This is a genomic window from Kitasatospora sp. NPDC056273, from assembly GCF_042268845.1.
In the GTDB taxonomy this organism is placed as follows: Bacteria; Actinomycetota; Actinomycetes; order Streptomycetales; family Streptomycetaceae; genus Kitasatospora.
Genome location: NZ_JBHJSJ010000002.1, coordinates 360,532 through 382,092, shown reverse-complemented (window position 1 = coordinate 382,092; position 21,561 = coordinate 360,532). Strand labels below are relative to the sequence as shown.

Here is a 21,561-nt window from a genome sequence, read left to right as displayed (position 1 = left end):
CCGTCCGGACCATCCCCCACGCCCCCTGGCGGGGGCGGCGGGCGTCAGGTTGATGTTCGGGGCCCACCGGTTTCGGGGTTGTGCACGCGCGGGTGGGCGCCGGTTAGTTGACCCGCGCGCCCCTCGTGTACGGTCCCGCGGTCAGTCCTGCGGCGTGTGGTACGAGACCAGCTGGGCCACGCCCGGCTCGACGCCCTTCCAGGAGCCGCTGAAGCTGAGCACCGCGACCGCCGCCGTCGGGAAGCCCCCGAGGCGCAGCCGCTCCAGCGCGTCCGGATCGCCCGCGTCCCCGGCCAGCACCTGGGTCAGCCCCAGCACGCCCGGGTTGTGGCCGACCAGCACCACGTCCGCGTACTCCTCCGGGGTCTCCTGGAGGACGGCGATGATCTCCCCGGGGCTGGCCTCGTACACCCGCTCCTCGTACACCGTCCGGAGCGGCCGCTGCGGCAGTTCGTGCACCGCCAGCTTCCAGGTCTCGCGGGCGCGCAGCGCGGTCGAGCAGAGCACGTAGTCGGGGCTGATGCCGGAGTCGACCAGCCAGCGGCCGGCGTCCGGGGCCTGGTGACGGCCCCGGTCGGCCAGCGGCCGGTCGTGGTCGTCCACGCCGTTCGGCCAGTCGGCCTTGGCATGGCGGAGAACGATGATCCTGCGGGGCGTGTCGGCGCTCATACCCAGCAAGCTTGGCAGAAAAGCGGCCCGGCGGCGCGATGCCCCGGGATGCCGCCACTCCGAGGGACGACCCGTGTCACCATGCCCCGTTCACCGGGGCATCAGCCGGCGTACGGCCGTCCGTCAGCCCATCGTGGCGGCGACGGTGGCGATGATCGACACCAGCACCGCGATGGCGGCGAAGGCGAGGGCGATGCGGCCGAGCTGCTTGCGGCCGTCGGTGGGGTTGGGATCGAGAACGGGCATGTCCGGAAGTCTCCCACTCCGAACACGCCCGCCGTCCGCCGACCCCGCCCCCTTGGCCGGGTCTTGACCCGCCCGTCGGGGCCCGGCCCTCCCCGCGCGTCCTCACACCCCCGGCGGGGGCGTCACGCCGCGGCCCGCTCCGCCGGGTGCACCGCCTCGTCCTCGATGTGCCGGGCCCGCGCCGCGCGCAGGCCGAACAGCATCTGCGGCACCAGCAGCAGCGACAGGAAGCCCAGCGGCCAGTACCACTCGCCGGTGGCCCCGTAGAGCCAGCCGACCAGGATCGGGCCCGGGATGGACACCAGGTAGCCGATGCCCTGGGCGAAGGCGGAGAGCTGCGCGACCCCGCCCGCGGACCGGGCCCGCAGTCCGATCATGGTCAGCACCAGCGGGAAGGCGCAGTTGGACAGGCCCAGCAGGACCGCCCAGAGCCAGGCGCCCCCGGCCGGGGCGATCGCCAGACCGGCGTACCCGGCGATGCCGCAGCAGGCCAGCAGCACCACGAACAGCCGCTGGTCGCCGCGGCGGGCGGCCAGGTTGGGCAGCACGAAGGAGACCGGCACGCCGATCACCATGGTGACCGCGAGCAGCACGCCGGTGGTGCCCTCGCCGATGCCGGCGTCCTGGAAGATCTGCGACATCCAGCCCATGACCACGTACGCGCCGGTGGCCTGGAGGCCGAAGTACCCGGCCAGCGCCCAGGCGGTCCGGCTGCGGGTGATCGGCAGCCGGACGGGGGCGGTGGCGCCGCCGGCCCGCTCGCCGCGCTCCCGCTTGGCGATCAGCACGAACAGCCAGAGCACCAGGGCGAGCGCCCCCAGGACGGCCCAGACGCCCAGGCCGTAGCGCCAGTCGCCGCCGAGCGACTTGGTCAGCGGCACGGTGACGGCGGCGGCCAGCGCGGTGCCGGCGGACAGCGCCATCGAGTAGAGGCCGATCATCGGCCCGACCCGGTCCGGGAAGTACCGCTTGATCACCACCGGCAGCAGCACGTTGGAGACCGCCACCCCGGCCAGGGCGAGGGCGGTGAGCAGCAGGAACACGGCGGTGCCGCCGGCGAACGAGCGGGCCAGCACGCCCGCCGTGATGGCGCCCATGCCCGCCGTGACGACCGCGATCGGACCGATCCGACGGGCCGCCGCGGGAGCGGCGAAGCCGAACAGCCCGAAGCAGAGCGACGGGACGGCGGTGAGCAGCCCGGCGAGCGTCGGGTTCATCCCGAGGTCGTCGCGGACCTGCTTGAGCAGCGGCCCGAGGCTGGTGACCACGGGGCGCAGGTTGAAGGCGGCGGCGGCGATCGCGACGGCGAACAGCACGCCGAGGTACTTGGCGGAGCCGGAGGCGGCGGGCCGCTCTTCGGTCGGCGGCCGGCTCTCGGTCCGGGAGGAAGCGGTGGTGTCTGCTGCGGGCATAGAGAGCATCATAGAATGATGGGATGAATTGATGCACCTTGGAATTGGCATGATGTGCCGACCGTTCATCCACCGGCCACCTCCCACCCAGGCCCCACCCGAGCCGTAGCCGCAAGGAGTCCCCCGTGGCGCTGTCCTCGCCGAGGCGCACCCCGCTGTCCGACCAGGTGATCGCACAGCTGCGTGCCCAGATCACTTCCGGGGAGTGGCCGGTCGGCTCGCGCATCCCCACCGAGGCCGCCCTGGTCGAACAGCTCGGCGTCGCCCGCAACACCGTCCGCGAGGCCGTCCGCGCCCTCGCCCACAACGGGCTGCTCGACATCCGCCAGGGCTCCGGCACGTACGTGCTGGCCACCAGCGAGCTGGCCGGCGTGATGCACCGCCGCTTCGCCGACGCCGGCCAGGACCAGGTCGCCGAGCTGCGGGCGGCCCTGGAGACCTCGGCCGCCGGCCTCGCCGCCCACCGCCGCACCCCGCGCGACCTGGAGCTCCTGGACGGCGCCCTGGCCCGCCGGGAGGCCGCCTGGCACTCCGGCGACGCCGAGGACTTCGTCCAGGCCGACGCCGCCTTCCACCAGGCCGTGGTGGCCGCCGCCCACAACGACGTCCTGCTCGCCGTCTACGCCGACCTCGGCGAGGTCACCCGCGAGCACCTGCGGCACGACGTCGGCCCCGAGCTGATCGCCGAGCGCTACATCGGCCACCACACCATCCTGGAGGCCATCCGGGACGGCGACGCCCAGCGCGCCTCCGTCGAGGCCGGCCGCGCCATCGGCGCCTGCGGCACCGCGGACGTCTGACCGCGCCGGCGTCCACATGGAACGCCGCTGCCCGGCACCCCCGCGAGGGAGGGCCGGGCAGCGGCGTACGGGCGGAGCGTCAGGCGCCGATGGCGTGCAGCCCGCCGTCGACGTGGATGATCTCGCCGGTGGTCTTCGGGAACCAGTCCGACAGCAGCGCGACGATGCCGCGGCCGGCCGGCTCCGGGTCGCTCAGGTCCCACTTCAGCGGGGAGCGGTGGTTCCAGGTGTCGGCCAGGTCGCCGAAGCCCGGGATGGACTTGGCGGCCATCGAGCCGATCGGACCGGCCGAGATCAGGTTGCAGCGGATGTCCCGGTCGCCCAGGTAGCGCGCCAGGTAGCGGTTGGTCGACTCCAGGGCGGCCTTGGCCGGGCCCATCCAGTCGTACTGCGGCCAGGCGTACTGCGCGTCGAAGGTCAGGCCGACCACCGAACCGCCGTCCTGCATCAGCGGCAGCAGCGCCGTGGTCAGCGACTTCAGCGAGTACGCCGAGACGTGCATCGCGGTGGCCACGGACTCCCACGGGGTGTCCAGGAAGTTGCCGCCCAGCGCGTCCTGCGGGGCGAAGCCGATCGAGTGGACGATGCCGTCCAGGGTCGGCAGGTGCTCGCGGACCTGGTCGGCGATGCCGGCCAGCTGCTCCGGGTTGGAGACGTCCAGCTCCAGCACCTTGACCGGCTTCGGCAGCTTCCGGGCGATCCGCTCGGTCAGGCTCGGGCGCGGGAAGGCGGTGAGGATGATCTCCGCGCCCTGCTCCTGCGCGAGCTTGGCGGTGTGGAAGGCGATGGAGGACTCCATCAGCACACCGGTGATCAGGATCCGCTTGCCTTCGAGGATTCCACTCATGATCAGTGACCCATGCCCAATCCGCCGTCGACGGGAATGACGGCTCCAGTGATGTACGCGGCCTCGTCCGACCCGAGGAACCGCACGGTGGAGGCGACCTCTGCGGGCGCCGCGTAGCGGCCCAGCGGCACGCCCGCGACGATCTCCGCGCGGCGCTCGTCACTGAGCACGGCGGTCATGTCGGTGTCGACGAAGCCGGGGGCGACCACGTTGACGGTGATGTTGCGCGGGCCGAGCTCGCGCGCCAGCGACCGGGCGAAGCCGACCAGGCCGGCCTTGGAGGCGGCGTAGTTGGCCTGGCCCGGGGAGCCGGACAGGCCCACCACGGACGAGATCAGCACGACGCGGCCCTTCCTGGCGCGCATCATCAGCTTGGACGCGCGCTTGACCACCCGGAAGGTGCCGGTCAGGTTGGTGTCCACGACGGAGGTGAAGTCCTCCTCGGACATGCGCAGCATCAGCGTGTCCTTGGTGATGCCCGCGTTGGCGACCAGCACCTCGACCGCGCCGTGCTTCTGCTCGATCTCGGTGAAGGCGGCGTCGACCTGCCCGGCGTCCGTGATGTCGCAGCGCACCGCGAGGACGTCGTACTTGGCCAGCGCCTCGGGCACCTCGCCCGAGCGGCTGGTGATGGCCACCTTGTCGCCCGCTTCGGCGAAGGCCTGGGCGATCGCGAGGCCGATGCCCCGGTTTCCTCCGGTGACGAGAACCGAGCGGCTCAACGATCCACCTCTCTCCGTGAGTGAGCGCGTACGTCGGAATGCGTACGCAGTGTGACGCTATCGGGCGGTCGGCGACGGCGGCGCATCGGTCTCCCACAGCGCCGCCCCGGCGGATCTGTCGCAATCCGACAATCCGTACCCGTCCGTGCCGTCCCGGCGACGGAGACCGCCCAGGCCCGGGCGCTGCCCGGATCGGGGCGACTGTACGGGAACAACACGGGCGGGCGCACCCGTTGCCCCCGTGGTGCAGGGCCGGCCCGGGACCGGCCGTACCGATCCCCGACCATCCCGGCGAGCGACGAAGGCAGAGCGGATGACCAAGGCACGGCCCGGGAGCACCCACCGACGCGGACGACTGCTGGCCCTCACCGCCCTGGCGGCCGGCCTGGGCGCGACCGCCTGGTCGCTGCGCGACCTGCCGGCGGCGTTCGGGCGACGGCCGGACGGCGAGCGCGAGGAGCGGGTGCGCAACTCCCCGCAGTACCGCGACGGCGTCTTCCACAACGCGCCCTCCGCGCTCGCCCGCGCCACCGGCGCCCCCGGCTTCGACGGCGCCACCGCCCGCCGGATGCTGTTCGAGCGGGCCGGCCGCGTCCCCGCCCACCCGGTGCCGACCGTCCGCCCCGCCACGCCGCCCGGGCCGGCCGCCGAGGGCGTGGAGGTCACCTGGTACGGGCACGCCTCCGCGCTGGTGGAGATCGAGGGCTTCCGGGTGCTGCTCGACCCGGTCTGGAGCGACCGCTGCTCCCCCGCCGCGCACGTCGGCCCCAAGCGGCTGCACCCGGTGCCGGTCGGGCTGGAGGAGCTGCCCCAGGTCGACGCGGTGCTGATCTCGCACGACCACTACGACCACCTGGACATGGCGACGGTCAAGCGCCTGGTGCGCAGCCAGTCCGCGCCCTTCGCGGTGCCGCTCGGCATCGGCGCCCACCTGCGCCGCTGGGGCGTCCCCGAGCACCGGATCATCGAGCTGGACTGGGACGAGATCTGCACCCTGGGCGACCTGGTGCTCACCCTGACCGCGGCGCACCACTTCTCCGGCCGCGGGCTGACCCGCAACACCACCCTGTGGGGCTCCTGGGTGATCGCCGGCCCGAAGCGCAAGGTCTTCTACACCGGCGACTCCGGCTACTTCGAGGGCTACGCCCGGATCGGCGCGCAGCACGGCCCGTTCGACGCCGCGCTGGTCCAGATCGGCGCCTACGACGCGGTCTGGGCGGACATCCACATGACCCCCGAGGACGCCGTCCTCGCGCACCGGGACCTGACCGCCGGCCTGCTGGTGCCGGTCCACTGGTGCACCTTCAACCTGGGCCTGCACCCGTGGGCCGAGCCGATCGAACGGCTGGTGAAGGCCGCCAAGGAGCAGGCCGTCCCGCTGGCCGTGCCGCGCCCCGGCGAGCGGGTCGACGTCGACAACCCGCCGGAGCTGGACGGCTGGTGGGAGACCGTCGGCTGACGGCCCGGGCCCGAGGGCCGCGGAGCCGGGCACCGGAGGCCCGACCGGACGGTCCCTCACTGCGGCGCACCGGTCGAAATGCGCTGGCCGGAAACCCGGTGGACGGGAAATGATGCGGTGCGGGCGCCCCTGTGGCGCCGCACCGCCACCCTCCGCGACCTGGGAGCCCGATTGCCTCCGATCCCTCCGGCCGATCGCTCCGGTGCCCCGCACGGGCGCGCCGTCGACCCGGCGTTCCTCGCCCTGCCGCTGCGGCCCCTCGCCGACGCCGCCCTCGCCCGCGCCCGCGAACTGGGCGCGAGCCACGCCGACTTCCGCCTGGAGCGGATCCGCAGCGCCTCCTGGCGGCTGCGCGACGCGCGTCCGGCCGGCACCTCCGACAGCGTGCAGCTCGGTTTCGCCGTCCGGGTGGTGCTGGACGGCGCCTGGGGCTTCGCCGCCGGTGTCGACCTCACCCCCGACGCGGCGGCCCGGGTCGCCGAGCAGGCCGTCGCGGTGGCCCGCCTCTCCGGCGGGATCAGCCGGGCGGCCGGCTCCACCGAGCGGGTCGAGCTGGCCGGCGAGCCGGTCCACCGGGACGTCACCTGGGTCTCCGCGTACGAGGTCAACCCCTTCGAGGTGCCGGACGCCGAGAAGACCGCGCTGCTCGCCGAGCGCAGCTCCCGGCTGCTGGCCGCCGAGGGCGTCTCGCACGTCCAGGCGGCCCTGCGGACCGTCCAGGAGAACAAGTTCTACGCGGACACCGCCGGCACGGTGACCACCCAGCAGCGGATCCGGGTGCACTCCGACCTGGAGGCCACCTCGGTCGACGAGCGCACCGGCGCCTTCGACTCGATGACGACCCTGGCCCCGCCGGTCGGCCGCGGCTACGAGTACGTCACCGGCACCGGCTGGGACTGGGACGCCGAACTCGCCGAACTGCCCGTCCTGCTGGCCGAGAAGATGCGGGCCCCGAGCGTCGAGGCCGGCCGCTACGACCTGGTGATCGACCCGACCAACCTCTGGCTGACCATCCACGAGTCGATCGGCCACGCCACCGAACTGGACCGCGCGCTCGGCTACGAGGCCGCCTACGCCGGCACCTCCTTCGCCACCTTCGACCAGCTCGGCTCGCTCAAGTACGGCTCCGAGCTGATGCACGTCACCGGCGACCGCACCGCCGAGCACGGCCTGTCCACCATCGGCTACGACGACGAGGGCGTGGCCACCCAGTCCTGGGACCTGGTCAGGGACGGCGTCCTGGTCGGCTACCAGCTCGACCGCCGCATCGCCGCGCTGAAGGGCTTCGAGCGCTCCAACGGCTGCGCCTTCGCCGACTCCCCCGCGCACGTCCCGGTGCAGCGGATGGCCAACGTCTCGCTCCGGCCGGCCGTCGACGGCCCGGACACCGCGGGCCTGGTCGGCCAGGTCGAGAACGGCCTCTACATCGTCGGCGACCGTTCCTGGTCGATCGACCAGCAGAGGTACAACTTCCAGTTCACCGGGCAGCGCGCCTACGCCATCAAGGACGGCGAACTCGCGGGCCAGGTCAAGGACTTCGCCTACCAGGCCACCACCACCGACTTCTGGGGCTCGATGGCGGCGGTCGGCGGCCCGCAGACCTACTTCCTCGGCGGCGCCTTCAACTGCGGCAAGGCGCAGCCCGGTCAGATCGCGGCGGTCAGCCACGGCTGCCCGTCGGCGCTGTTCCGCAACGTCAACGTGCTCAACACCCAGCAGGAGGCGGGTCACTGATGACCGCGAAGCAGCCCCACGAACTCGTCGAGCTGGCGCTCGGCCTCTCCCGCGCCGACGGCTGCGTGGTGATCGCCGACGAGGAGTCCACCGCCAACCTGCGCTGGGCCGGCAACGCCCTGACCACCAACGGCGTCACCCGCGGCCGCCGCCTCACCGTGATCGCCACCGTGGCCGGCGCCGAGGGCACCGCCTCCGGCGTGGTCTCCCGCGAGGCCGTCACCGCGGCGGAGGTGGAGGGCCTGGTACGGGCCGCCGAGGAGGCCGCCCGCGCGGCCGGCCCGGCCGAGGACGCCCAGCCGCTGATCGCCGGCGGGCCCTCCTCACCGGACTTCACCGAGCCGCCCGCGCTGACCTCCATCGAGGTGTTCGACGCCTTCGGCCCGGCCCTCGGCGAGGCCTTCGCCCGCGCCGCGGCCCAGGGCCAGCTCCTGTACGGCTTCGCCCGGCACGAGATGACCTCCAGCTACCTGGGCAGCTCCACCGGCCTGCGGCTGCGCCACGACCAGCCCACCGGCATGGTCGAGATCAACGCCAAGACCGCCGACCTCTCCAGCTCCGCCTGGGTGGGCGCCTCCACCCGGGACTTCGCCGACGTCGACGTCGCCGGCCTGCACACCGAGCTGACCAGGCGGCTCGGCTGGGGCGCCCGCAAGGTGGACCTGCCCGCCGGGCGGTACGAGGCGCTGCTGCCGCCCTCGGCCGTCGCCGACCTGCTGATCGTCCTCAACTGGTCCTCCGGCGGCCGGGACGCCCAGGAGGGCCGGACGGTCTTCTCCAAGCCCGGCGGAGGCACCCGGATCGGCGACAAGCTCAGCGCCCTGCCGCTGACCCTGCGCTCCGACCCGCGCGAACCCGGCCTGGAGGCCGCGCCGTTCGTGCTCACCCACTCCTCCGGCGGGGACTACTCGGTCTTCGACAACGGCCAGCCGATCGCCGCCACCGAGTGGATCCGCGAGGGCGTGCTGAACGACCTGGTCACCACCCGCCACGTGGCCGCCCTCACCGGCCTGCCGCTGCGCCCGGCGATCGACAACCTCGTGCTGGAGACGGCCGACCAGGAGTCCGCGCCGACGCTGGACGAGATGATCGCCCGCACCGAGCGCGGCCTGCTGCTCACCTGCCTCTGGTACATCCGCGAGGTGGACCCGGCGACGCTGCTGCTCACCGGGCTCACCCGGGACGGCGTCTACCTGGTGGAGAACGGCGAGGTCGTCGGCGAGGTCAACAACTTCCGGTTCAACGAGTCCCCGGTGGACCTGCTGAACCGGATCACCGAGGTGGGCCGCACCGAACGCTGCCTGCCCCGCGAGTGGAGCGACAACGTCACCCGCACCGCGATGCCACCCGTGCGTGTCACGGACTTCAACATGAGTTCGGTCAGCCAGGCCTCTTAGCCGCTGACCGACGGGGGATACGAGAGACATGATGGACGAGAAGCGCCTGGTCAGGTCGAGCAAGATGCTGTCGCGGATCCTGCGGCACGAGCCCGGGCTGGCGGGGGTCGCGCTGGACGCGTCCGGCTGGGTCCGGGTCGACGAGCTGCTCGCCGGGCTCGCCGCCCGGGGCCGGCCGCTCACCCGGGCCGAGCTGGACCACGTCGTGGCGACCAACAACAAGCGCCGCTTCGGCTACTCGCCGGACGGTCTCTCGATCCGCGCCAACCAGGGCCACACGGTGGCGGTCGACCTCGGCCTGACCGCCACCGTGCCGCCGCCCGTGCTCTACCACGGCACCGCCGACCGGCACCTGGCGGCGATCTTCCGCGAGGGCCTGCGCCCGATGGCCCGCCAGGACGTCCACCTCTCGGCGGACACCGGGACGGCCACCGGGGTCGGCGCCCGGCACGGCCGTCCGGTGGTGCTGACCGTGAACGCGGCGGCGATGACGGCGGCCGGCCACGAGTTCCGGCTCAGCGAGAACGGCGTCTGGCTCACCGACGCCGTGCCCCCGCAGTACCTCTCCCGCCGCTCCTAGCGCCGCGCCGCGCCGCACCGCACCGCACCGCCGAGGGCCTGTCCGCTCCGCCGGACAGGCCCTTCGCGTACCCGACCGGGTGGGTGCGGCCCACCCGGTCTCGTCGCCGGGTGCGCCCGGGCGTACCGTGAGGAGGCCGCGCGGCCAGGCGCGCGGGTGCGCGACGAGGGCGGTAGGACACATGGGCAAGAGCGCCGACGACGGGCAGGTCTTCCGGATCACGGGGGCGCGCAGCAGCCTCACCGAGGACGTCCGGGGACGCCAGCGCCGCTACGTCATCTCGATGCTGCTCCGCACGGTCTGCGTGCTGCTCGCGGTGGTGCTGTGGGACGTCCAGCGCTGGCTGGCGTTCGCGGCGCTGGCGGGCGCCGTCCTGCTGCCGTACTTCGCGGTGCTGATCGCCAACGCGGGCCGGGAGCGGGCCCCGGGGCTGCCGAGCACCTTCGACATCCCGCTGGACACCCCGCTGATGCTCGGCCCCGGTGGGACGGGTGGGGCTGGTGCGAAGGCTGGTACAGGAGAGGCAAAGGCCGTTCCCACCGATCCTTCACAGGACGTGGACTGACCGTCCGTTTCGTGCCGCTTCACCCCCGTCCGGCTCAGCGAAAGCTCAAAAGAAGCTCAGATTAATCATGCAAGACCTCCCCATCCGAGGGTCTTGGCGTGACATACTGCGTACGCGCTCCGCATCCCCCGTCGGAGCGACGGACCGACGCCGGGCGGCTCCCCCCGTGGCTGCCCGGCGTCGCCATGCCCGGATCCGGTCGGCCCGGACGGGCGTGACAGACTGGCGGTGCAGACCCACCCGCCAATCGCTGAGGACGGCCCGATGGACACCCCGCAGACGCCGATCTGCTCCGCCAAGGGCTGCCGGACGGACGCCGGCTGGGTGCTGGTGTGGAACAACCCCAAGCTGCACACCCCGGACCGCCGCAAGACCTGGCTCGCCTGCGACGGGCACCGCGAGCACCTGTCCCAGTTCCTCTCGGTGCGCGGCTTCCTCAAGGAGGTCGTCGCCTTCGCCGACTGGACCCCCGAGCCCGCCGAGGGCTCCGGGAAGCCGGCCTAGCGCCTGCCCGACCGGCTCAACCGGCCCAACCCGCTCGGCCCGCTCGGCCCGCTCAGCCGCCGATCGCGGACATCGGCCGCTCGGGCTGGAGGAACTCCGGGTCGTCGATCCCGGCCCCGGCCTTCTTGCCCCACATCGCCGCCCGCCACAGCGCGGCCAGTTCGGCGTCGTCCGCGCCGGAGCGCAGCGCGGTGCGCAGGTCGGTCTCGCCGGTCGCGAACAGGCAGTTGCGCACCTGGCCGTCGGCGGTCAGCCGGGTGCGGTCGCAGGCCCGGCAGAACGGCCGGGTGACCGAGGCGATCACGCCCACCCGGCCCGGGCCGCCGTCCACCAGCCAGCGCTCGGCGGGTGCCGCGCCCCGGCTCGCGGACGGCTCCGGGGTGAGCGTGAAGCGGGTGCGCAGCAGGTCCAGGATCTCCGTCGCGGTGACCATCGACGTACGGTCCCAGCCGTGCTGGGCGTCCAGCGGCATCTGCTCGATGAAGCGCAGCTCGTAGCCCCGCTCCAGGCACCAGGCCAGCAGGTCGGCCGCCTCGTGGTCGTTGACCCCGCGCATCAGCACCGCGTTCAGCTTCACCGGTGCCAGCCCGGCGGCCTCGGCGGCGGCCAGCCCGTCCAGGACGTCCTGGTGGCGGTGGCGGCGGGTGAGGGTGTGGAACACCTCGGGGTCGAGGGTGTCCAGCGAGACGTTGACCCGGTCCAGGCCGGCCTCGCGCAGCGCCGTCGCGGTGCGGGCCAGTCCGATGCCGTTGGTGGTCAGCGAGAGCTCCGGGCGCGGCTCCAGCTCCGAACAGGCGGCGACGACGGCGACCAGTCCGGGACGCAGCAGCGGCTCGCCGCCGGTGAAGCGGACCTCGCGCACGCCCAGGTCGCGCACGGCCACGGTGACCAGCCGGACGATCTCCTCGTCGGTCAGCAGCTCGGGCTTGGCCAGCCACCGCAGGCCCTCCTCGGGCATGCAGTAGGTGCAGCGCAGGTTGCAGCGGTCCGTGAGGGAGACCCTCAGGTCGACGGCCTGGCGTCCGAAGGTGTCGAGCAGCACGTTCGTCCTTCCCCGAGATGCGGCCGGCCCGGCCACCGTCACGGCGGGCCGGGCCAGCATAGTCATCGCGGGACGATCAGTGGGCGCCCAGCCCGGTCAGCGAGCGGACCTCCAGTTCAGCGTACTTCGCCGCGTCGGGGCGTTCCCTGGACAGCAGCGTGCCGAGCCAGCCGGCCAGGAAGCCGACCGGGATGGAGACCAGGCCGGGATTCTCCAGCGGGAACCAGTGGAAGTCGGAGTGCGGGAAGAGCGAGGTCTTCGCGCCGGAGACCACCGGGGAGAAGACCACCAGCGTCACCGAGGTGAGCAGTCCGGCGTAGACCGAGCTGACCGCGCCGACGGTGGTGAAGCGCTTCCAGAACAGCGAGTAGAGCAGGGTGGGCAGGTTCGCCGAGGCGGCGACGGCGAAGGCCAGCGCGACCAGGGCGGCGGTGTTGAGCTTGTCCGCGAAGAGGCTGAGCACGATCGCCACCGCCCCGATCGCGACCGCGGCCCACTTCGCCGACCGCACCTCCTCCCTCTCGCTCGCCTTCCCGCGCCGGATCACGTTGGCGTAGAGGTCGTGGGCGAAGGAGGCCGAGGAGGCGAGCGTGAGCCCGGCGACCACGGCCAGGATGGTGGCGAAGGCGACCGCCGAGATCACCGCGAGCAGGATCGCGCCGCCGGTGCTCCCGGCGCCCCCGCCGAGCGCCTCGGCCAGCTGCGGGGCCGCGGTGTTGCCCGCCGCGTTCGCCGCCTTGATCGCCTTGGAGCCGACCAGCGCGGCCGCGCCGAAGCCGAGCGCCAGGGTCATCAGGTAGAAGACGCCGATGATGCCGATCGCCCAGAGCACCGACTTCCGGGCCGCCTTGGCGGTGGGCACGGTGTAGAAGCGGACCAGGATGTGCGGCAGGCCGGCGGTGCCGAGCACCAGCGCGATGCCGAGGCTGATGAAGTCGAGCTTGGCGGTGCCGCTGCCGTACTTCTGCCCCGGTTGGAGGAAGGCCTCGCCCTTGCCGCTCGCGCTCGCCGCCGCGCCGAGCAGTTCGGAGGGGTTGAAGTGGTACTTGGCCAGCACCAGGACGGTCATCAGCGCGGCGCCGGCGATCAGCAGCACCGCTTTGACGATCTGCACCCAGGTGGTGCCCTTCATCCCTCCTATCACCACGTAGACGATCATCAGCGCGCCGACCCCGACGATGGTCCAGCGCTTGGCGGCGCCTCCCTCGGCCCCCAGCAGCAGGGCCACCAGGGTGCCGGCGCCGACCATCTGGGCGAGCAGGTAGAAGATCGACACCACGATGGTGGAGACGCCCGCCGCGGTGCGCACCGGGCGCTGGCGCATCCGGAACGCGAGCACGTCCGCCATCGTGAAGCGGCCGGAGTTGCGCAGCGGTTCGGCGATCAGCAGCAGGGCGACCAGCCAGGCGACCAGGAAGCCGATCGAGTAGAGGAAGCCGTCGTAGCCGCTGAGCGCGATGGTCCCGGCGATGCCGAGGAAGGAGGCGGCGGACATGTAGTCGCCGGAGATGGCCAGGCCGTTCTGGAAGCCGGTGAAGCCGCGGCCGCCGGCGTAGAAGTCGGCGGCGCTCCTGGTCTGCCGCCCGGCCCAGACGGTGATGCCGAGGGTGGCGAGGACGAACACGCCGAACAGGGCCATCGTCAGGCCGCGGTGCTCGGTGGCGGAGCTGGCGAGCAGGCTCATTCGGCGGACTCCCGGGGAGCGTGGACGACGGCGCCGTGCGCCTCGCGGATCGCCGCGGCGGGCGGGTCGATCCGCCGGTCCGCGTAGCGGGCGTACCAGGCGGCGATGGCGAAGGTGGTCACGAACTGCAGCAGCCCGAGGACCAGGGCCACGTTGACGTGCCCGAGGACCTTGGTGCGCATCAGTCCCGGGGCGTAGCAGGAGAGCAGGACGTAGAACAGGTACCAGAGCACGAAGCCGATGGTGACCGGGAAGGCGAAGCTCCGGAACGAGCGCCGCAGCGTACGGAACTCCTCGCTGTCGTCGATGAGTTGGGCTTCCGTGGCGGCGGTGGTGGTGAGCGGCGGCGAATCCACGCTGTCTCACTCCTTCGGCGTATTTGTCACACGGGGGGAACGATCGAACGTGAGGGGCGTCACATGTCTGGTGTGCGCCGCGCAATGCTAGGAGCGTCCTGCCCGCCCCGGAAGGGGTTGACCGCGATCAGTCGACCGTTCACCCCCTCGCACCATCCGATTGGCCGAAAAACAGCCCATCCCAGCGACCGCACCGCCCACGATCGGCCGCCGGAACCTCCCCGGAGAACGGCTCCGGCCCGTGCCGCACCCCGAACGGGGCGGCACGGGCCGGAGCCGGGAGGCCGACGCCTCAGAAGGCGATCCGCACCTTCAGGGCCGAGCGGTCGTCCATCGCGCGGTAGCCGTCCGGAACGCCGTCCAGGCCGACGGTCCGGTCGAAGACCAGGCCCGGCTCGATGGCGCCCGAGAGGACGTCCGGCAGCAGCTCGGGGATGTACGCGCGGGCCGGGGCGACGCCGCCGTTCAGCGAAACGTTCCGGCCGAACATCTGACCGATGTCGACGCCCGCGCTGCCGCCGTGCGGCACCCCGACGTAGCCCACCGCGCCGCCGTCCCGGGCTATCGAGACGGCCGTCCGCATCGACTCCTCGGTGCCGACCGCCTCCAGCACCGCGTGCGCGCCCTGCCCGCCGGTCAGCTCCTTCACCGCCTCGACCGCGGCCTCGCCGCGCTCCGCCACCACGTCCGTCGCACCGAAGCGGCGGGCCAGCTCGGTGCGGGCCGTGTGCCGGCCCAGCGCGATGATCCGGCCCGCGCCCAGCCGGTGCGCCGCCAGGACGCCGCACAGGCCCACCGCGCCGTCGCCGACCACCGCGACCGTCGCCCCGGGCCGCACCCGCGCCGAGACCGCCGCGTGGTGCCCGGTGGACATCACGTCGGACAGCGCCAGCAGCCCGGGCAGCAGCTTCTCGTCGCCCGCCGCCTCCTTCGGCAGCTTCACCAGCGTCCCGTCCGCGAACGGCACCCGCACCGCCTCGCCCTGGCCGCCGTCCGAACCGACCTGCCCCCAGAACCCGCCGTGCGGGCAGGAGGTCTGGAGGCCTTCGAGACAGAAGTCACACACGCCGTCCGACCAGACGAACGGCGCCACCACGAAGTCGCCCTTGGCGAAGCCGCGCACCTCGGCGCCGACCTCCTCGACCACGCCGAGGAACTCGTGCCCGATCCGCTGCCCGGCCACCCGCTGCGCGACCCCGCGGTACGCCCACAGGTCGCTGCCGCAGATACAGGCGTTCACCACCCGGAGCACCACGTCCGTCGGGTACTGGATCACCGGGTCCGGGACGTCTTCGATCCGGATGTCGTTGGGGCCGTGAATCACGGTGGCACGCATGCGCTGTTCCTTAGCTGAACGGTCTCGACCAGGTGTACGACACCCCCGCTGACCACTCTATTCCGGCCGGTCGGTCGGAACATTCCGGCCGGAGCCCCCCGCCCGGCCCCTTATCCTGTTGGACCATGCAACCGATCCAGCCCGAGACGTACGGAGCGCCGCGGACCGCCCCGGTCCCCGCGCAGCGCTCCGCCGCCCCCGCCGGGGGCTTCGCGGTCGTCGACGTCGAGACCACCGGTCTCGGCCGCTCGGACCGCGTCATCTCGGCGGGCGTCTACCAGCTGGACCCGGACGGCGAGGTCGTCGACCACTGGTACACCCTGGTCAACCCCGAGCGGGACCCCGGCCCGGTCTGGATCCACGGCCTCACCGCCGAGCTGCTCGCCACCGCCCCGACCTTCCCGCAGATCGCCGACGAGTTCGCCGCGCGCCTGCACGACCGCGTCCTGGTCGCGCACAACGCGCTCTTCGACTGGAACATGATCTCCCGCGAGTTCTCCCGGGCCGGCCTGCGCGCCCCGGTCGAGCAGCGGCTGTGCACCATGGTCCTCTCCCGCGACCTGCGCCTGCCGCTGCCCAACGGCAAGCTGTCCTCGCTCGCCGCCCACTTCGGCGTCCGGCAGCGCCACGCCCACAACGCCCTGGACGACGCCCGGGTGCTCGCCGAGGCCTTCCGCCCCAGCCTGCACCTCGCCCGCGACGGCGGCGTGCCGCTGCCCCTGCAGAACTGCGTCGCGGTCACCGACCTCGGCGAGGAGGAGCCCGCCGCCCCCGGCCGCGGCAACTGGACCGGCGCCTCGTACCGCCAGGCCAAGAAGCGCCCGCCCTGCCCGTACCCCAACCCGGGGCGCTGGCAGGACGGCAAGCCGCTGGTCCAGGGCATGCGGGTGGCCATCACCGGCGACACCGCCACCGACCGCGAGGTCCTGGAGGACCGCGCGGTCGAGGCCGGCCTGCACATCGCCACCTCGGTGAGCCGCCTCACCAGCCTGCTGGTCACCAACGAGCCGGACAGCTGGAGCGGCAAGGCCCGCAAGGCCCGCGAGGTCGGCACCCCCGTCGTCGGCGAGGACGCCTTCCTCCAACTGCTGCGCGAGGTCGCCCCGCACCCCGGTGCGTGAGCCCGTTGTGAGGTCGGCGTACCGTTCCCATGTGTACCGTTTTCTGCTGACCCGACAGTGGCTGATCACCATGCTGGTCGCGCTGCTGCTGATCCCCGCGACGATCAAGCTGGGCTTCTGGCAGCTTCACCGCCACGAGGCACGGGTGGCCCGGAACGAGCTGATCGGCCAGGCCCTCACGGCCGCGCCGGTCCCCTTCGACACCCTGTCGCCGACCCCCGGCTTCGCGGTCCCCAAGGACCTCACCTGGCGCACGGTGACCGCCACCGGACAGTACGACCCGGCACACGAGTTCGTGGTCCGCAAGCGGACCGACTCCAGCGGGACCATCGGCTACTTCGTCGTGACCCCGTTCCGGCTCGCCGACGGCAAGGGCACCCTCCTGGTCAACCGCGGCTGGGTCGCCTCCGGCAACGGCGCCACCGAGTACCCGCCCGTCCCGGCCACCCCGGCCGGCGAGGTCGCCCTCACCGGCCGCCTGCGCGCCGAGGAGACCTACGGCGCCAGCGGCATCAAGGACCGCACCGGCCTGCCCGACCGCCAGTTCAACCTGATCAACACCGACGAGCAGGCCAAGCGGACCGGCGCCCCCCTCCTCGGCGGCTACCTCGAACTCGCCGGCACCACCCCGGCCCCGGCCGACCAGCCCCAGCTGGTCCCCGAGCCCAACCACTCCGACATCGGCCCGCACATGGCCTACGCCATCCAGTGGTGGCTGTTCACCGCGATGATCCCGGTCGGCGTCTGGGTCCTCGCCCGCCGCGAGGCCAAGGACCGCGCCAAGCAGGCCGCCGAGGCCGAGGTCCCGCTCGACGCCGTCCCCGCCTAGAGGACGTCCTCCAGCTCCCGCAGCAACCGCGCCTTCGCCCGCGCCCCCACCACCGACCGCACCGGCTGCCCGCCCCGGAACACCATCAGCGTCGGCATCGACAGCACCCCGTACGCCGCCTGGGTCCGCGGGTTGTGGTCCACGTCCAGGCTCACCACCCGCACCCGGTGCGCCTCCTCCCGCGCGATGTCCGCCAGCACCGGCGCCATCATCCGGCAGGGCGGGCACCAGTCCGCCGTGAAGTCCACCAGCACCGGACCCTCGGCCGCCAGCACCTCCGCGGCGAACGTCTCGTCCGTCACCGCCGGCACACCCGCGATCTCCACCACCGTCTACTCCTTCGCCAGTTCACAATGGGGCGGTTCCTCGACGGCGGCCAGCTCGTCCCGCGCCCGTACGGCCCGGTCGAACTGCCCCGCCACCTGCGCCCTTACGTCCTGGAGCCGGGCGATGCACTCGTCCAGCTCCCCCAGCTTCCGCCGGTACACCTCCAGCGAGGCCGGACACGAGTCCCCTTCCGGGTGCCCCGCCCGCAGGCACTCCACGAACGGCCTGGTCTCCTCCAGCCCGAACCCGAAGTCCTGCAGCATCCGGATCTCGCGCAGCAGCCTGAGGTCCGCCTCGTCGTACGCCCGGTACCCGTTGCCCGCCCGCCGGGCCGGCAACAACCCCAACTGCTCGTAGTACCGCAACGCCCGCGTGGTCGTCCCCGCCCGCTCCGCCAACTCCCCGATCCGCATGCCGGACCACTCCTCCCGCACTTCCGACGACGACCGTAAACCTTCCCCCCGGCGTCAACGCCAGCCCCCTCGACCCGCTCCCCACCCTCCGCACCGGGCACTATGTCCCCATGGATCTCGGACTGAAGGACAAGGCCTACATCGTCACCGGCGCCACCCGGGGCCTCGGCCTCGCGAGCGCCCGCGAACTCGTCGCCGACGGCGCCCGCGTGCTCGTCAGCGGCCGCACCCGGCAAGCCGTCGACACCGCCGTCGCCGGACTCGAGACCCTCGGCACCGCCCACGGCCTCGTCGCCGACAACGCCGACCCCGACACCCCCGAGCGCCTCATCTCCGAGGCCCGGCACCGCTTCGGCCGGCTCGACGGCATCCTGATCAGCGTCGGCGGCCCCCAGGCCGGCCCCGTGGAGACCACCCCCGAGGAGGCCTGGCGGGACGCCTTCGAGTCCGTCTTCCTCGGCGCCCTGCGCCTCGCCCGCGCCACCGCCGCCGCGCTCCCCGACGGCGGGGTGATCGCCTTCGTGCTCTCCAGCTCGGTCCGCCAGCCGATCCCCGGCCTGGGCATCTCCAACGGTCTGCGCCCGGGTCTCGCCATGGCCGCCAAGGCCCTCGCCGACGAGCTCGGCCCCCGCGGCATCCGGGTGCTCGGCCTGCTCCCGGCCCGGATCGACACCGACCGGGTCCGCGAGCTCGACGGCCTCGCCGCCGACCCCGACGCGGCCCGCGCCCAGGCCACCGCCTCGATCCCGCTGGGCCGCTACGGCACCCCCGAGGAGTTCGGCAAGGTCGCCGCCTTCCTGCTCTCCCCCGCCGCCTCCTACCTGACCGGCATCATGGTCCCCGTCGACGGCGGCGCCCTCCGCGGCCTCTGAGCCCGACCCGCCTACTCCACCCGCGCCTGCCCGCGCCCCCGCCGACCGCGCCGCCCCCGCCCGGGCCGCGGCTCGGCGTGGGCCGCCTGGAGGACCCGGATCCGCAGGTCGGCCGGCAGCTCCGCCAGCCGCAGGCTCCCGCACGCGTCCGTCCGGGGCCCGTCCTCGAAGTGCTCCACCAGCGCGGCCGGATCCCCGCCCGGCCGCAGCCGCACCGCCCCGCGCAGCCTCGGGTGCCCCGGCGCCCGCACCAGCCGCACCCCGGCCCGTTCGACGTCCGGCAGCACCGCCGTCCCGTTCTCCAGCGCCTCCTCCAGCGCCCGCGCACCGACCCGCAGCCGCAGCCCGCTCACCCCCGGCGTCGGCACCGCGATGCTCGACAGCCCGCTGCGCCGCAGCTGCGCCACCAGCCACCACGCCATCCCCGCCACCAGGGCGGTCAGTCCGCCGATCACCGTCGGCCACCACCACGACGACGCCACCCACCGCCCCCGGGAACGCGCGCTCACCACCGGCTGGTCGGGTGAGGTGAGCGGCCACCACTGCGGCGGGTGGACGCCCAGCCGCCGGTACAGGTCGAGCCCGCCCGCCAGCACCAGCACCCCGGCCGCCAGCAGCACGGCCCCCACCACCCCCAGCACCACCCGGTTGACGACCGTCCTCCTCACCCGGCCGCCCCCTCGCCGCCGGCCGCCCCGGCCCCCGTCCCGGACCCGGTGGTCCCCGCCCCCGGGTCCTCCCCCACCACGCCCCCGGCCCCCCGTCCCGTCCGCACGTCCAGCCGCAGTGGCCGCCCCAGCCCCACCCGCTCCAGCTCGTCCCGCAACTGCCGCTGCACCAGCGCCGGGTCCGCCACCCCCTCCAGCGAGATCCGGACCCGCCGCCGCCCGACCCGGATCCGCAGGCGGTCGATCCCGTCCAGGCCCGCCGCCCGGTCCGCGAGCAGGTGTCCGACCCCGGCCCGGTCGACGGCCGCGGTCGTCCCCCCGTAGGGCCGCAGCACGAGCCACCGCCGCAGCCCGGGCGCGACGGCGAGCCACAGCAGCCACCCGCCGAGCGCGGTCGCCGCTCCGGCCCCCACCAGCACCGCCAGGTCGTCGAGGTGCCGGGTCGCCAGCTCGTCCGCGATCTGCGCCCGCCACCGCCGCGCCGGCTGCCCCACCCGTACGGCGACCACGTCGTACAGCAGCGCCCCCGCCACCACCAGCACCGCCGTCGCCACCAGGGCCGCCGCGGCCGTACGGGGCGCCCGCAGCCGCCTGACCTTCTCCGGCCGGGCCCCCGGCACCGCCGCCGTTCCGGGCGCCTCCTCGGTCACGAGGCGCCCCCCGTCACCAGCTTCTCGACCACGACGACGACTTCCGACACCCTCGTCCCGGTCAGCCCCACCACCCGCTCCGCGATCCGCGCCCGAACGGCCCCGGCCAGCGCCGCGATGTCCGAGGGGAACGGCAGCTCGACCGCCACCCGGACCGTCGCCGTGCTCCCCGGTACGGTCACCGAGACGTGCGGCGGCGCCCCCTTCGCCCGCCCGGCGGGCCAGGCCTCGGTCAGCACCTCCCGGACGGCCCGGGCCGCGATCCGCGCGTACACCCGGTCGGCGACCCGGAGCCGCCCCCGGCGCCCCGGCACGGAACCGGAACCGGAACCAGAACCGGAACCCGGGCCGGGGCCCGGTACGGCACCCGACCCGGAGAGCGCGGCCGGAGCCGACGCGGGGCCCGCCATCAGCGGCGCCGGTCGCGGCCGCGGAGCAGGTCCCCGAGTTCGCCCAGCTCGATGTCGCCCTCCAGCAGGCGCCCGAGCACGAATCCGACCAGCCCGAGCGCGGCCACCAGCAGGAAGGCCGCGAACCCGCCGAAGTACCCGGCGAAGCCGAGGGCCATGCCCACCACCAGGCCGACGATGGCCAGGTTCATCCGCTACTCCCTCGTGTCCCGCTGCCTCGTCGGGTCCGCCGTCGGCCCGCCGCCGAACGCGCTACTTGAGCTTCGGCCGCTGCCCGGAGGGCACCACCGGCTCCTCTTCCTCCTCGAACTCCGGTTCGTCCGGGAGGTGGACGTCGTTGACCGCGATGTTGACCTCGACGACCTCCAGGCCGGTCATCCGTTCCACCGCGTTGATGATGTTCTCCCGCACCTGGCGGGCGAGTTCGGGAATGACCACGCCGTACTCGACCACCAGGGCGATGTCGATCGCGGTCTGCTTCTCGCCGACCTCCGCCTTGATGCCCCGCCCGACGCTGGGCTTGCCGCCGGGCACCCGGTCCCGCATCGCGCCGAAGGTGCGGGCGAGCCCGGAGCCGAGCGCGTGGATCCCGGCGACCTCGCGGGCCGCCATCCCGGCGATCTTCTCCACCACGCCGACGGCCAGCGCGGTGCGGCCACGCTCCCCCACCGGCTTGGCACCGCCGCCGGCCCCCGGCGGACCGGGGTTCGGGGCGCTGCCGCTGCCGGTGTGCTTGGGCATGGTCGCGGGCGTCGGAGTGTCAGGCATGGGTGCTTCTCCCGTCGTACGGCACCAGCTATATCGCAAACCTCCCCAACTCTGGCATTTCGCCACGATCCCCGCCCGGCGAGCACCGGCGGCCCGCCGGGGGCACGGGAAAGGGCCCGGCCCGGGGGAATCTCCCCGGGCCGGGCCCCG

At 73.8% G+C, this 21,561-nt stretch carries 26 protein-coding genes; 10 read left to right on the top strand and 16 right to left on the bottom strand.

Features of this window, described 5'->3' with window-relative positions; all coding sequences use genetic code 11:
- Positions 1 to 141: 141 nt before the first annotated feature.
- From ACFCY1_RS03285 to ACFCY1_RS03275, 3 genes are all read right to left on the bottom strand, one after another.
- The gene (locus ACFCY1_RS03285) at positions 142 to 669 is read right to left on the bottom strand and encodes a histidine phosphatase family protein (RefSeq protein ID WP_049652098.1); all 528 of its coding nucleotides are present in this window, start codon (positions 667 to 669) and stop codon (positions 142 to 144) included.
- Between the two features lie 123 nt (positions 670 to 792).
- Positions 793 to 915 carry an SGM_5486 family transporter-associated protein gene (locus tag ACFCY1_RS03280; RefSeq protein WP_255357429.1) on the bottom strand — a complete coding sequence of 41 codons (123 nt, stop codon included), beginning with the start codon at positions 913 to 915 and terminating at the stop codon, positions 793 to 795.
- Positions 916 to 1,037: 122 nt separating this feature from the next.
- Positions 1,038 to 2,336: a CynX/NimT family MFS transporter gene (locus ACFCY1_RS03275; protein WP_375873317.1), complete on the bottom strand. Its 1,299-nt coding sequence runs from the start codon at positions 2,334 to 2,336 to the stop codon at positions 1,038 to 1,040.
- A gap of 116 nt (positions 2,337 to 2,452) precedes the next feature.
- On the opposite strand from ACFCY1_RS03275, the gene ACFCY1_RS03270 reads away from it, so the two are divergent.
- Positions 2,453 to 3,127 (top strand): FadR/GntR family transcriptional regulator, encoded by a 675-nt coding sequence (locus ACFCY1_RS03270; RefSeq protein ID WP_074001597.1) that lies wholly within the window; start codon positions 2,453 to 2,455, stop codon positions 3,125 to 3,127.
- Positions 3,128 to 3,206: 79 nt separating this feature from the next.
- Here ACFCY1_RS03270 and fabI read toward each other — a convergent pair whose 3' ends face one another.
- Both fabI and fabG read right to left on the bottom strand, forming a co-directional pair.
- Entirely contained in the window at positions 3,207 to 3,974 is a 768-nt protein-coding gene (fabI, locus tag ACFCY1_RS03265; RefSeq protein WP_049652095.1) for an enoyl-ACP reductase FabI, read from the bottom strand.
- 2 nt (positions 3,975 to 3,976) lie between these two features.
- Positions 3,977 to 4,696 (bottom strand): 3-oxoacyl-[acyl-carrier-protein] reductase, encoded by a 720-nt coding sequence (gene fabG / locus ACFCY1_RS03260; protein ID WP_049652094.1) that lies wholly within the window; start codon positions 4,694 to 4,696, stop codon positions 3,977 to 3,979.
- Between the two features lie 313 nt (positions 4,697 to 5,009).
- On the opposite strand from fabG, the gene ACFCY1_RS03255 reads away from it, so the two are divergent.
- From ACFCY1_RS03255 to ACFCY1_RS03230, 6 genes are all read left to right on the top strand, one after another.
- Positions 5,010 to 6,155: an MBL fold metallo-hydrolase gene (locus ACFCY1_RS03255; RefSeq protein ID WP_375873306.1), complete on the top strand. Its 1,146-nt coding sequence runs from the start codon at positions 5,010 to 5,012 to the stop codon at positions 6,153 to 6,155.
- Between the two features lie 180 nt (positions 6,156 to 6,335).
- Positions 6,336 to 7,889 carry a TldD/PmbA family protein gene (locus ACFCY1_RS03250; protein WP_375873316.1) on the top strand — a complete coding sequence of 518 codons (1,554 nt, stop codon included), beginning with the start codon at positions 6,336 to 6,338 and terminating at the stop codon, positions 7,887 to 7,889.
- Positions 7,889 to 9,286: a metallopeptidase TldD-related protein gene (locus ACFCY1_RS03245; RefSeq protein WP_375873305.1), complete on the top strand. Its 1,398-nt coding sequence runs from the start codon at positions 7,889 to 7,891 to the stop codon at positions 9,284 to 9,286. The genes ACFCY1_RS03250 and ACFCY1_RS03245 overlap by 1 nt, the downstream gene beginning before the upstream one ends.
- A 31-nt stretch (positions 9,287 to 9,317) precedes the next feature.
- Positions 9,318 to 9,866, top strand: a complete 549-nt coding sequence (locus ACFCY1_RS03240; RefSeq protein WP_375873315.1) for an RNA 2'-phosphotransferase — start codon at positions 9,318 to 9,320, stop codon at positions 9,864 to 9,866.
- A gap of 181 nt (positions 9,867 to 10,047) precedes the next feature.
- Entirely contained in the window at positions 10,048 to 10,431 is a 384-nt protein-coding gene (locus ACFCY1_RS03235; RefSeq protein WP_049653522.1) for a DUF3099 domain-containing protein, read from the top strand.
- A 264-nt stretch (positions 10,432 to 10,695) separates the two neighbouring features.
- Complete coding sequence (locus tag ACFCY1_RS03230) at positions 10,696 to 10,935, top strand: hypothetical protein (RefSeq protein WP_049653520.1); 240 nt, start codon at positions 10,696 to 10,698, stop codon at positions 10,933 to 10,935.
- Between the two features lie 52 nt (positions 10,936 to 10,987).
- Here ACFCY1_RS03230 and moaA read toward each other — a convergent pair whose 3' ends face one another.
- The 4 genes from moaA to ACFCY1_RS03210 form a co-directional block, all read right to left on the bottom strand.
- Positions 10,988 to 11,977, bottom strand: coding sequence for a GTP 3',8-cyclase MoaA (gene moaA / locus ACFCY1_RS03225; protein WP_049653518.1), 990 nt, complete (start codon positions 11,975 to 11,977; stop codon positions 10,988 to 10,990).
- A gap of 76 nt (positions 11,978 to 12,053) precedes the next feature.
- The gene (locus ACFCY1_RS03220; RefSeq protein WP_375873304.1) at positions 12,054 to 13,661 is read right to left on the bottom strand and encodes a cation acetate symporter; all 1,608 of its coding nucleotides are present in this window, start codon (positions 13,659 to 13,661) and stop codon (positions 12,054 to 12,056) included.
- Positions 13,658 to 14,017: a DUF485 domain-containing protein gene (locus ACFCY1_RS03215; RefSeq protein WP_049653515.1), complete on the bottom strand. Its 360-nt coding sequence runs from the start codon at positions 14,015 to 14,017 to the stop codon at positions 13,658 to 13,660. The genes ACFCY1_RS03220 and ACFCY1_RS03215 overlap by 4 nt, the downstream gene beginning before the upstream one ends.
- A gap of 292 nt (positions 14,018 to 14,309) precedes the next feature.
- Complete coding sequence (locus ACFCY1_RS03210) at positions 14,310 to 15,353, bottom strand: zinc-dependent alcohol dehydrogenase family protein (RefSeq protein ID WP_074001602.1); 1,044 nt, start codon at positions 15,351 to 15,353, stop codon at positions 14,310 to 14,312.
- Between the two features lie 125 nt (positions 15,354 to 15,478).
- Here ACFCY1_RS03210 and ACFCY1_RS03205 point away from each other — a divergent pair, with 125 nt between their 5' ends.
- Both ACFCY1_RS03205 and ACFCY1_RS03200 read left to right on the top strand, forming a co-directional pair.
- Positions 15,479 to 16,474, top strand: a complete 996-nt coding sequence (locus ACFCY1_RS03205; RefSeq protein ID WP_049653510.1) for a DEDDh family exonuclease — start codon at positions 15,479 to 15,481, stop codon at positions 16,472 to 16,474.
- A gap of 31 nt (positions 16,475 to 16,505) precedes the next feature.
- Positions 16,506 to 17,303: an SURF1 family protein gene (locus ACFCY1_RS03200; RefSeq protein ID WP_074001604.1), complete on the top strand. Its 798-nt coding sequence runs from the start codon at positions 16,506 to 16,508 to the stop codon at positions 17,301 to 17,303.
- Here the strand turns inward: ACFCY1_RS03200 and trxA are convergent.
- Positions 17,300 to 17,632: a thioredoxin gene (gene trxA, locus ACFCY1_RS03195; RefSeq protein ID WP_049653505.1), complete on the bottom strand. Its 333-nt coding sequence runs from the start codon at positions 17,630 to 17,632 to the stop codon at positions 17,300 to 17,302. The two genes, ACFCY1_RS03200 and trxA, sit on opposite strands and share 4 nt — an antisense overlap.
- A 3-nt stretch (positions 17,633 to 17,635) precedes the next feature.
- Positions 17,636 to 18,043, bottom strand: coding sequence for a MerR family transcriptional regulator (locus ACFCY1_RS03190; protein ID WP_049653502.1), 408 nt, complete (start codon positions 18,041 to 18,043; stop codon positions 17,636 to 17,638).
- Positions 18,044 to 18,153: 110 nt separating this feature from the next.
- On the opposite strand from ACFCY1_RS03190, the gene ACFCY1_RS03185 reads away from it, so the two are divergent.
- Complete coding sequence (locus ACFCY1_RS03185; protein WP_375873303.1) at positions 18,154 to 18,915, top strand: SDR family oxidoreductase; 762 nt, start codon at positions 18,154 to 18,156, stop codon at positions 18,913 to 18,915.
- A gap of 11 nt (positions 18,916 to 18,926) precedes the next feature.
- Here ACFCY1_RS03185 and ACFCY1_RS03180 read toward each other — a convergent pair whose 3' ends face one another.
- The 5 genes from ACFCY1_RS03180 to ACFCY1_RS03160 all read right to left on the bottom strand — a co-directional run bounded on the left by ACFCY1_RS03180 (position 18,927) and on the right by ACFCY1_RS03160 (position 21,384).
- A complete protein-coding gene (locus tag ACFCY1_RS03180) occupies positions 18,927 to 19,583 on the bottom strand; it encodes an alkaline shock response membrane anchor protein AmaP (protein WP_143204497.1) in 657 nt (218 codons plus the stop codon).
- On the bottom strand, positions 19,580 to 20,233 hold the full coding sequence (locus ACFCY1_RS03175) for a DUF6286 domain-containing protein (protein WP_375873302.1): 654 nt from the start codon (positions 20,231 to 20,233) through the stop codon (positions 19,580 to 19,582). The genes ACFCY1_RS03180 and ACFCY1_RS03175 overlap by 4 nt, the downstream gene beginning before the upstream one ends.
- The gene (locus tag ACFCY1_RS03170) at positions 20,230 to 20,547 is read right to left on the bottom strand and encodes a hypothetical protein (protein ID WP_375873301.1); all 318 of its coding nucleotides are present in this window, start codon (positions 20,545 to 20,547) and stop codon (positions 20,230 to 20,232) included. Before ACFCY1_RS03170 ends, ACFCY1_RS03175 begins: the two co-directional genes overlap by 4 nt.
- A 95-nt stretch (positions 20,548 to 20,642) precedes the next feature.
- Entirely contained in the window at positions 20,643 to 20,834 is a 192-nt protein-coding gene (locus ACFCY1_RS03165) for a hypothetical protein (RefSeq protein ID WP_049658455.1), read from the bottom strand.
- A gap of 61 nt (positions 20,835 to 20,895) precedes the next feature.
- On the bottom strand, positions 20,896 to 21,384 hold the full coding sequence (locus tag ACFCY1_RS03160) for an Asp23/Gls24 family envelope stress response protein (protein WP_375873314.1): 489 nt from the start codon (positions 21,382 to 21,384) through the stop codon (positions 20,896 to 20,898).
- Positions 21,385 to 21,561 lie beyond the last annotated feature (177 nt).

Excerpts from the sequence above, each read along its gene's own strand:
- ACFCY1_RS03245 (WP_375873305.1), top strand. The coding sequence starts at position 7,889 with ATGACCGCGAAGCAGCCCCACGAACTCGTCGAGCTGGCGCTCGGCCTC.
- ACFCY1_RS03190 (WP_049653502.1), bottom strand. The coding sequence starts at position 18,043 with ATGCGGATCGGGGAGTTGGCGGAGCGGGCGGGGACGACCACGCGGGCG.
- ACFCY1_RS03275 (WP_375873317.1), bottom strand. The coding sequence starts at position 2,336 with ATGCTCTCTATGCCCGCAGCAGACACCACCGCTTCCTCCCGGACCGAG.
- ACFCY1_RS03210 (WP_074001602.1), bottom strand. The coding sequence starts at position 15,353 with ATGCGTGCCACCGTGATTCACGGCCCCAACGACATCCGGATCGAAGAC.
- ACFCY1_RS03165 (WP_049658455.1), bottom strand. The coding sequence starts at position 20,834 with ATGAACCTGGCCATCGTCGGCCTGGTGGTGGGCATGGCCCTCGGCTTC.
- ACFCY1_RS03185 (WP_375873303.1), top strand. The coding sequence starts at position 18,154 with ATGGATCTCGGACTGAAGGACAAGGCCTACATCGTCACCGGCGCCACC.
- ACFCY1_RS03280 (WP_255357429.1), bottom strand. The coding sequence starts at position 915 with ATGCCCGTTCTCGATCCCAACCCCACCGACGGCCGCAAGCAGCTCGGC.
- ACFCY1_RS03205 (WP_049653510.1), top strand. The coding sequence starts at position 15,479 with ATGCAACCGATCCAGCCCGAGACGTACGGAGCGCCGCGGACCGCCCCG.
- ACFCY1_RS03285 (WP_049652098.1), bottom strand. The coding sequence starts at position 669 with ATGAGCGCCGACACGCCCCGCAGGATCATCGTTCTCCGCCATGCCAAG.
- ACFCY1_RS03220 (WP_375873304.1), bottom strand. The coding sequence starts at position 13,661 with ATGAGCCTGCTCGCCAGCTCCGCCACCGAGCACCGCGGCCTGACGATG.
- fabI (WP_049652095.1), bottom strand. The coding sequence starts at position 3,974 with ATGAGTGGAATCCTCGAAGGCAAGCGGATCCTGATCACCGGTGTGCTG.
- ACFCY1_RS03235 (WP_049653522.1), top strand. The coding sequence starts at position 10,048 with ATGGGCAAGAGCGCCGACGACGGGCAGGTCTTCCGGATCACGGGGGCG.
- ACFCY1_RS03230 (WP_049653520.1), top strand. The coding sequence starts at position 10,696 with ATGGACACCCCGCAGACGCCGATCTGCTCCGCCAAGGGCTGCCGGACG.
- ACFCY1_RS03240 (WP_375873315.1), top strand. The coding sequence starts at position 9,318 with ATGGACGAGAAGCGCCTGGTCAGGTCGAGCAAGATGCTGTCGCGGATC.
- ACFCY1_RS03255 (WP_375873306.1), top strand. The coding sequence starts at position 5,010 with ATGACCAAGGCACGGCCCGGGAGCACCCACCGACGCGGACGACTGCTG.
- ACFCY1_RS03160 (WP_375873314.1), bottom strand. The coding sequence starts at position 21,384 with ATGCCCAAGCACACCGGCAGCGGCAGCGCCCCGAACCCCGGTCCGCCG.